Genomic DNA, 1,505 nt, shown 5'->3' on the forward strand with positions numbered 1-1,505 from the left:
AGCGAGTGACCGCCCAGCGCGAAGAAGCTGTCGTCCACACCGACGCTCTCCAGACCGAGGACCTCGGCGAAACCAGCACACAGGATCTCCTCCCGGACGCTGGAGGGGCCGCGGCCGGAACCGGTCGTGTACTCGGGAGCGGGCAGCGCCTTGCGGTCCAGCTTGCCGTTCGCGGACAGCGGCAGCGCGTCCAGCACCATCACCGCCGACGGAACCATGTGCTCCGGCAGCCGCTCGGCCACGAACTGCCTTACCAGCGGCACCAGTTCGGCCTCCCCAGCACTGATGGCGGGTACGACGTAGGCGACCAGGCGGGAGTCGCCGGTCGTGTCCTCCCGGGCGACGACCGCCGCCTGCGCCACCGACGGGTGCGCGGCCACGACCGCCTGCACCTCGCCCGGCTCGATGCGGAATCCGCGGATCTTCACCTGCTCGTCCGCGCGTCCCAGGTACTCCAGCTGGCCCTCGGCGTTCCAGCGAACACGGTCGCCGGTGCGGTACATGCGCTCGCCCGTGCCGAAGTACGGGGAGGCCACGAACCGCTCCGCCGTCAGGGCGGCGCGGCCCACGTACCCGCGGGCCAGGGCGGCGCCGGCGACGTACAGCTCACCAACGGCTCCCGGCGCCACCGGGGACAGCCACTGGTCCAGCACATACACGCGGACGTTGGGTACCGGGGAGCCGATCGGCACCACGCCGCCCTCCACCCGGTCCGGGGTCAGACGCGTAGTGGTGACGCCGATCGTGGTCTCGGTGGGGCCGTAGTGGTTGAACACCCCGCGCGGTCCGGATTCCGCCAGCAGCTCCCGCACCCACGCGGGAGAGGCCGCCTCACCGCCGAGCACCAGGGACTTGGCGGGCAGTACGGACGCCGCTCCGTCGGCGACGGCGAGCGCCGCCAGGTGCGAAGGCACCGCCTTCACGTGGTCGATGGCGTGCTCGGACAGGTACCCGGTCACTGCGGCCGGGTCGGTGGTGGCGTCCACGTCGAGAATGTGCAGCTGACCACCCGTGGTCAGGCTCGCGAACAGCACCGTGTTACCCAGGTCGGTGACCTGCGCCTGCAGCAGTGCGTACCGGTCCCCCGGGTTGCCGAGACCGACGCGGCCGGGCACCGAGGCGACGTAGTTGGTCAGCGACCGGTGGGTGACAGCGACACCCTTCGGCGTGCCCGTCGAACCGGAGGTGTAGATCACGTAGGCGAGTGCGTCCGGCGACGGGTCCGCACGCGGCGCGGTGGCCGCGTGGGCGTCGATCGCGGCAGCGACCTCGGGGGCGTCCAGGGCGAGCGGGGCCGGGCCGTCGACGGACAGCTCGTCGAGCACGGCGCCGGTGCTCAGCAGCGTCACGGCGCCACTGTCGGTGAGCATGAACGCGACGCGTTCGGCGGGCTGTTCCGGGTCGATCGGAAGGTACCCCGCCCCGGCCTTCCACACCGCCAGGATCGCGGCGATGGTCTCCACACCACGCGGCAGGCACAGACCCACCACCGACTCCGCGCCCAC

1 protein-coding gene is annotated in these 1,505 nt (G+C 72.2%); it reads right to left on the bottom strand.

All coding sequences use genetic code 11. The features are described from left to right. Window positions 1-1,487: amino acid adenylation domain-containing protein (locus ABZS71_RS35610; protein ID WP_356217010.1), on the bottom strand; the 1,487-nt coding region annotated here is incomplete at its 3' end. Between the last annotated feature and the right edge of the window lie 18 nt (window positions 1,488-1,505).

Origin of the sequence: Streptomyces sp. NPDC005393 (assembly GCF_040606675.1) — a bacterium.
In the GTDB taxonomy this organism is placed as follows: Bacteria; Actinomycetota; Actinomycetes; order Streptomycetales; family Streptomycetaceae; genus Streptomyces.